At 40.5% G+C, this 7,130-nt stretch carries 6 protein-coding genes and 5 tRNA genes; all 11 read right to left on the bottom strand.

Features of this window, described 5'->3' with window-relative positions:
- Nucleotides 1–68: 68 nt before the first annotated feature.
- Nucleotides 69–139: transfer RNA gene (locus tag VF500_RS25465), tRNA-Trp, on the bottom strand.
- Between the two features lie 80 nt (nucleotides 140–219).
- Nucleotides 220–1,407: an elongation factor Tu gene (tuf, locus tag VF500_RS25460; protein ID WP_110585433.1), complete on the bottom strand. Its 1,188-nt coding sequence runs from the start codon at nucleotides 1,405–1,407 to the stop codon at nucleotides 220–222.
- Between the two features lie 58 nt (nucleotides 1,408–1,465).
- Nucleotides 1,466–1,537, bottom strand: a tRNA-Thr gene (locus VF500_RS25455).
- Nucleotides 1,538–1,635: 98 nt separating this feature from the next.
- Nucleotides 1,636–1,708 (bottom strand) — tRNA-Gly (locus VF500_RS25450).
- Between the two features lie 144 nt (nucleotides 1,709–1,852).
- Nucleotides 1,853–1,933, bottom strand: a tRNA-Tyr gene (locus VF500_RS25445).
- 65 nt (nucleotides 1,934–1,998) lie between these two features.
- A tRNA-Thr gene (locus tag VF500_RS25440) sits at nucleotides 1,999–2,071 on the bottom strand.
- 242 nt (nucleotides 2,072–2,313) lie between these two features.
- Entirely contained in the window at nucleotides 2,314–2,661 is a 348-nt protein-coding gene (hpf, locus tag VF500_RS25435; RefSeq protein WP_330862357.1) for a ribosome hibernation-promoting factor, HPF/YfiA family, read from the bottom strand.
- A gap of 12 nt (nucleotides 2,662–2,673) precedes the next feature.
- Nucleotides 2,674–3,585, bottom strand: a complete 912-nt coding sequence (locus tag VF500_RS25430; RefSeq protein ID WP_330862356.1) for a tyrosine-type recombinase/integrase — start codon at nucleotides 3,583–3,585, stop codon at nucleotides 2,674–2,676.
- A 91-nt stretch (nucleotides 3,586–3,676) separates the two neighbouring features.
- Entirely contained in the window at nucleotides 3,677–3,868 is a 192-nt protein-coding gene (gene rpsU / locus VF500_RS25425) for a 30S ribosomal protein S21 (protein ID WP_022833144.1), read from the bottom strand.
- A 135-nt stretch (nucleotides 3,869–4,003) separates the two neighbouring features.
- Nucleotides 4,004–5,446, bottom strand: coding sequence for a TlpA disulfide reductase family protein (locus VF500_RS25420; RefSeq protein WP_330862355.1), 1,443 nt, complete (start codon nucleotides 5,444–5,446; stop codon nucleotides 4,004–4,006).
- A 181-nt stretch (nucleotides 5,447–5,627) separates the two neighbouring features.
- The gene (locus VF500_RS25415) at nucleotides 5,628–7,127 is read right to left on the bottom strand and encodes a SusD/RagB family nutrient-binding outer membrane lipoprotein (RefSeq protein WP_330862354.1); all 1,500 of its coding nucleotides are present in this window, start codon (nucleotides 7,125–7,127) and stop codon (nucleotides 5,628–5,630) included.
- Nucleotides 7,128–7,130 lie beyond the last annotated feature (3 nt).

Genomic DNA, 7,130 nt, shown 5'->3' with positions numbered 1-7,130 from the left:
TCGGTTAACTCGATGTATGACTCTTTAATATATTCAGCTACGCCTGCCATTTTTATATTGTGCTTAAGCACGGGAACAAGGATTCGAACCCTGATCAAAGGTTTTGGAGACCTCTATTCTACCGTTGAACTATTCCCGTGTATCATTTATAATAAGAAAACATAAGTTTGCCGTTGAAGGCTAAACTTATGTTTTCAAATTAACCTTTTTGAAATGTTATTATTTAACGATTTCAGTCACCTGACCAGCACCTACTGTTCTGCCACCTTCACGGATAGCGAAACGTAAGCCTTTTTCCATTGCAATAGCGTTGATCAATTTTACGTTGATTGTAACGTTATCACCTGGCATAACCATTTCTACACCTGGTTCTAATGAAATCTCACCAGTAACGTCAGTGGTACGGAAATAGAATTGTGGACGGTATTTGTTGAAGAATGGAGTGTGACGGCCACCTTCTGCTTTTGATAATACGTAAACTTCTGCTTTGAAATCGGTGTGAGGAGTTACTGAACCTGGTTTGCAGATAACCATACCACGACGGATATCAGTTTTTTCAATACCACGTAACAATAAACCTACGTTGTCACCAGCTTCACCGCGATCAAGGATCTTACGGAACATCTCAACACCAGTTACAGTTGATTTCAAGTTTTCAGCACCCATACCAAGGATGTCAACTTGCTCACCTGAGTTGATTACACCACGCTCAATACGACCAGTAGCAACAGTACCACGACCAGTGATTGAGAATACGTCTTCAACAGGCATTAAGAAAGGAAGATCTGTCAAACGTGGAGGGATTGGGATGTAGCTATCTACAGCATCCATCAACTCCATGATTTTACCAACCCAGGTAGGATCGCCGTTAAGACCACCTAATGCAGAACCCTGGATAACTGGGATATCATCGCCTGGGAATTCGTAGAATGATAATAATTCACGAACTTCCATTTCTACTAATTCTAATAATTCCGGATCATCAACCATGTCAACCTTGTTCATAAAAACAACAAGTGCAGGTACACCTACCTGACGTGCCAACAGGATGTGTTCGCGGGTTTGTGGCATCGGACCATCAGTTGCAGCAACTACAATGATTGCACCGTCCATCTGAGCAGCACCAGTAACCATGTTTTTCACATAATCCGCGTGACCTGGACAGTCAACGTGTGCATAGTGACGGTTAGCTGTTGAATATTCAACGTGGGCAGTGTTGATGGTAATACCACGTTCTTTTTCTTCAGGAGCCGAGTCAATTGAATCAAATGAACGAGCTTCTGATAAACCTGCATCAGCCAAAACCTTAGTAATAGCTGCGGTAAGGGTTGTTTTACCGTGGTCAACGTGACCGATTGTACCGATGTTTAAGTGCGGCTTACTGCGGTCAAACTTTTCTTTTGCCATGATCTATAAATTATTTTTGTAGGTTAATTTTAACTTTAATGTATGTTTTATAACACTGAGCCAACAATGGGATTTGAACCCATGACCTCTTCCTTACCAAGGAAGTGCTCTACCCCTGAGCTACGTCGGCTAATTTTTTGTTCATTGGTTCACTCGTTATATTAGTTCATTGGTTTTTCCCGGCTGTCCCTAATGAACAATTGAACTAACCGACTAATGAACCAACCGAGCGGAAGACGAGGTTCGAACTCGCGACCTATAGCTTGGAAGGCTATCGCTCTACCAACTGAGCTACTTCCGCTTATTCAGTTTTAGGTTTACAGTTTTCAATTAGCAGCTTAACCGCCCATGACACCCATTCCTCAAACCCTTTTAATCAAGTCAGCAGTTTACAATCCCGTTAACTTATTGCTAACTGCGAACTATAAACTGCCTACTCAATATGTGGGGGGAGAAGGATTCGAACCTTCGTAGCCGAAGCAACGGATTTACAGTCCGTCCCATTTGACCGCTCTGGTATCCCCCCAGTAGTTGTTTCCGGATTTGTGATGTCCAAAATTGAAGCTAAACACCTCAATCCGAAAAAAACTGAGCCTCCTATCGGGATCGAACCAATGACCTACTGATTACAAGTCAGTTGCTCTACCAGCTGAGCTAAGGAGGCTTATATTTAAATTTGCCTTTTCGTTATTTAAACCTGAAGTGGCTTTCGATAACGGAGCGCAAAAGTAATAAGCTTTTTGATATTTTAAAGAACTATTTTAACTTTTTTTTGAGGCGTTAAATACCTCCCCGAAAGGGACTGCAAATCTACAAAAAATAACACCACGTCAAAATTTTTTATCAAAAAAAATCGGCAGGCTAAAAACCTGCCGATTTAAGCTTAAAATAAGCCTTATTGTAATATTAAAAACCCTCTTCTGCTGCTGTTAAAACAGCTTTTTTGGCTGTAGCGTCAGCAAGGACCTTCTTTTGTTTATGCTTTTCAATTTGCTTCCTCAGGCTTTCAACCGCCAGATCGGTAGCTTCCTCAAAACTCTTACACTTCTCTTTTGCGAATATCTGATTGCCGGGTAGTAATAATTTGATCTCTGTTATCTTATTACATTCATCTTCCACATTCTCAAGCTTTAAGTAAACTTCACCGCTAATAATATGGTCATAAAACGTATCAAGCTTGTCCGTTTTCTTCTGAATAAAATCTAAAAGTTTCTTGTCTGCGGTGAAATGAATTGACTGCACTGTAATTTTCATGTTTCCTCCTTTTTAAGCCTTTGGATGGGCGAGTTTATAAATAGATTTTAATCGTTCAACTGAATTGTGCGTGTAAATTTGGGTGGCGCTAAGGTTAGCATGTCCCAAAAGTTCTTTAATTGAATTTAAATCGGCCCCGTTATTTAGCATAGTGGTTGCAAACGTGTGCCTGAGCACATGCGGGCTCCGTTTATTTTGGGTTGATATGTTGGAAAGATATTTCTGCACTATTAAATAAATCAATTTCGGATAAGCATCGGCTCCTTTATTTGTAACGATTAATGTAAAGGAATTGTTATCGAAATTTTGATTTTTCTTTAACTCCAGATATTCGGGCAGCAGGATCTTGAGCTCATTATTAACAGGGATGATGCGTTCCTTGTTGCGTTTGCCCAATACCTTCACCACTCCCCCATCAAGGTTAAGATCCTGTTCCTTAATGCCTAACAATTCGGCAAGGCGTATGCCGGTACCAAACAAAAGTTCAATAACAAGCTTATCGCGCAGGCCCGGAAAATCATTTGTAAAAATGTCATCACTATCTAACATTTTTGTGAGGCGCGCATCTTCAACCACTACGGGCAAAGTTTTAGCAACCTTTTGCGACCGCACCCTGGATACCGGGTTAGTTTCAACAACACCTTCCCGCAATAAAAATTTAAAGTATTTGCGCAGCGTGGCCATCTTGCGGTTAACCGAACGGCCCGTAAGTTTTTGATCAATAAGCTCAACCATCCAATTACGGATGTCATGATAGCTTACCTGCGATGGATGAGTAATAACCGGCTCGGGTGCGGGATCGGCACCGCCGGGGTTGTTTAAAAAGCGCATGAACTGATCCAGATCAGACTGATATGCGGAAACAGTGTGCACTGAGTACCGCTTTTCATACTTGATGTATTGGATAAAACGCGCTAAAAACATAAAAAACTATTTATACATCCGGGATGATGAATGTACAAATAGTTTTAATATAGTGTCAAGAAATTAATTAATTCTTTTCAACAAAAAAGAATTAAACAGTTTCCTGGTTCAAACCTTGTTTATATATAGCATGTTTAACAACATGACGACGGGTTACAGATTTCTTTTCGAAAGCCTGACGACTACGTAGTTCTCTTAAAACACCTGTTTTTTCGAATTTCTTTTTGAAGCGTTTCAATGCTTTGTCTAATGATTCGCCGTCTTTTACGTTAATAATGATCATAATTCCTAAAATACCTCCTTTCAAGGGAGGGCAAAGATAATCACAATGTTTTGAATATCAAAGAGAGAGCAGGAATTATTTTTTGATTCTGAAGATTATTCATTCAACGCTATCAATGACTTTCAATTTTTATGATCATTTCTTTAAAAGTGTATCTAAATAATCTTTCAAGCCAGGATTTGATGGTAGCGGGCCATAAAGCATCACCACTTTAAAATTCTTATCAATAACTACAGTCCGCGGAACGGACAGTACTTTGTAAGGTTTTAATGCTATAATGTCTGCAAATAGCTGGACGCCTTTTGCATTAGTTCTTTTTAAATAATCTTTCCATAGCTTTTTATTGTCGTATACACTCAGTGCAACAAATGCAATATCCTGGTTACCCTCATATTGTTTTTTTAATTTTTCAAAGCGGGGCATCTCCTCAAGACACGGGCCGCACCAGGTAGCCCAAAAATCAATAAAGATAACCTTTCCCTTTAAACTACTCAGCTTTACCGGCCGGTTATCGGCGTCAATAGCGGTAAAATCCTTAGTCATATCTCCGGTAGTAAATTCCAGCTTGCCGCTAAGTGTTTCCCGGGCAGCTTCCCGGTACCTGTTATTTTTTATCGAATCTATTTTAGGTAGAAAAGTAGCCAGCACTTTTTTATTATCAATGTGATTTATCTCATAAACCAACTCATAAGCGTATTGCCAGTCTTTTATCCGGGCGTCAACAGGGGTTTGATTTCTTTTATAACTATCGAGGATGCTGTAATAATTGCTCCTGAATGCTTCAAGTTTGAGATTGTCGACCTTCATGAGATTTACAGCATATTTATCCCATAAGGGATCAAGCAGCTTTTTTGATTCAGCAAACACAGAGTCCCTTTCACTATCAGATACCCTGTTTCCTCTGATAAAGAACCCGGCTAACAATTTAAAGCTGCTAAATAGGTCGGCTTCTATACGTGCCTTTTCAATATCAGCAAAATCCTTTGGCAGCTTTTTGGTAGCTTTAAGTTTATCACGCCGTGCCTGGGCTAATTGCAAAACCGTATCCAGCGTTTGCCTTAGCGTACCTCTTATATTAAGGCCTCCATTCAAATACGAACCTGATTTGGGGAACGGCACAGTCTTCAGGTAATCATCGGCCTCGGCTCCAGCACCATGAAATACGGATTTCTCGGGTGCATTGTAATCCACAACCACATTCAGCACGTCACCAGGCGAAAGATAAAGCTCATTTCGTCCCAGAAAAAAATAGTTAGCTTCCTTTAAATTGAATTTGACAGAGAAGTTTCCGTTCATATCAGGCATGATCTGGAGGTTATTCTCAAAAGGCTTTAAATATGATAGTTCAGAATAGTCAAATAGTATAGCCCGGTCATTAAAGTTCACAAGTTTCCCGGATATAGTCACTTCATTGTTTCCATGTTTTAAGTCTGATACCTTGAGAAGACCGCGTGAAACCGGATGCTCATTAACCTTCACCCCATTATCAATTTTAATAACAGGCTGTTTTTGCTGAGCAATAATTGGATTGTGAAATAGAAAAAGTAAAAACAAGGGCAAGATAAATTTGATTTTCATGAAAGGTTTAAGATTATAAAAACTAAGATAGCCTGTTTTATAAACGCCATTTGTTAAATAGTCTTAAATCTAAATGATCTCTCCCTTAACTCCTAACCCGCTTTTGATGGCAAACGTTAATAAACAACAAAGGCCGCCAATGGCAGCCTTTGTTGTTTTAAATATACTTTGAGTTTAATAATTATTGTTTATCCCAATATATCCTTGTATTAAGCGCGTCTGCACCCTGACGGGCAATCACAGCATTGTAATTAGCCGTGTTAAGATCACTTTCTGTTTGCGGGTATTGTTGCCTGCGTGGGATTTTCTGGCCTGGGCTTAATGAACCTGGAACCGGATCAAGCAATTTAGGCAAACCTGTACGACGGTATTCTGCCCATGACTCCCAACCGTTGCCTAAGAAACCGGCAATCCATTTCTGGGTCATGATCTGATCCATAGCTGTTGTAGCCGAAAACTGAACTGCTGCCTGCGCAAGATAAGTGTTTTCATTAGCTGGGGTAACACCGTTTTGTTCTAATGATGCTGCTACACCTTTTTTATAGTAATCAGCGGCAACACCGTCACCACCGACTATCCAGCCAAGGTGGGCAGCTTCTGCCTGAGTAAACATAATCTGTGCATATGAAGTCCAAACAGTTGGTGAAGCCTGACCAGAAACGGCTGTACCTATTAACGATATGTTGCCTGGCTTAGAACGTGTACCCTGATTGTAATCACCTAAAGCATCACCATATGTACCATACGGTAAACCTACGTAAGTACCTGCTGCAGTTGGCGCCGCATAAACAGATAACCTTGGGTCATGAAGATTAGTTAAGGTATTAACAACTAAACTGCTTACCGCGTAATCATAACGGTTACGGTAGTTAGTGTAGTAAGGGTTTTCGTTAGTTTGAGCTGCAAGGTAAGCATAAACCGCATTTTCGCTGTTTGAGCTCATCAAACCACCTGCAACTGCCTTGGCATACTCGGCTTTCCCGGTAGCCGGGTCAACTTTCGAAAGCCTTAAAGCCATGATTGCGTGTAATGAATTGGCCCAGTGTTTCCATTTGGTAGCATCTCCGCCAAATAAAATATCCTGCTGCGGATCGAAAAATGCGCCGCCGTCAAACTGAGCCTGTGCTTCGTCAAGCTCTTTCATTAAAGCTGTATACACATCTTTCTGAGCGTCAAACGCCGGAGAAAAGTTAGCCTTACCATTTAAAGCCTGAGAGTAAGGAATATCGCCCCAACGATCGGTAATAGTCAGATAAATAAAGGCTGTAAGAATCCTGGCCGTAGCGATTTGATTTTTGGTAGAACCGTATCTCTTAACAATCTCCTGATCCTTTTTAGTTGGATCGGTGTTAACGTCTATTATCGTTTTTAAATCTTTTAACGGACCGGTGTAGTAACCCTGATAATCATATTGTTTCAACGAAAACAATGATTCGTTGGTATAAAAGGTTTCTGCCAGGTACTGTGAATATAAATTGCCTGTAAACGCGTTGATATTGGTTGTAGCACCCGCACCACTAACACCGCCCAGATATTGAATAGAACTTGACAATAAGAAGCCTGGCAACGCATTTGGCGATTGGTTAGGGTTAACATTCACGTCGCCCCCGGTTTTACACGAGGCCAGGATAATCATACCCGCCCCAACTATATATTTACTAATATTAGATATTCTTTTCATGAT

This window comes from Mucilaginibacter sp., assembly GCF_036383575.1.
GTDB lineage: Bacteria > Bacteroidota > Bacteroidia > Sphingobacteriales > Sphingobacteriaceae > Mucilaginibacter.
Note: the sequence above shows the minus strand (reverse complement) of the source record. Positions and strands in the feature narration are given on the sequence as shown.